General features: G+C 61.9%; 1 protein-coding gene. It reads left to right on the top strand.

Annotation, left to right across the window (positions count from 1 at the left end; genetic code table 11):
* The coding region (locus E1297_RS00140; protein ID WP_155132494.1) for a DUF4116 domain-containing protein at positions 1 to 231 on the top strand (231 nt) is incomplete at both ends.

Below are 231 nucleotides of genomic sequence, written 5' to 3'. Positions count from 1 at the left end.
GAAGCGGTCAGGCAAAATGGCGCGGCGTTGCAATATGTGCCGGAAAACCTCCGAAGGGAGGGGATGTGCCTCGAAGCGGTGAGGCAATTCGGCTGGGTGTTGCAACATGTTCCGGAAGACCTCCGGTCTCCGGAGATGTGCCGCGATGCGGTGAGGCAAGACGGCAGCGCGTTGCGATGGGTGCCGGCACCCATCCAGACACGGGAGATCTGTCTTGAGGCGGTGAGGCAA

The sequence above is a fragment of the Roseibium sp. RKSG952 genome (genome assembly GCF_009711355.1).
Note: the sequence above shows the minus strand (reverse complement) of the source record. Positions and strands in the feature narration are given on the sequence as shown.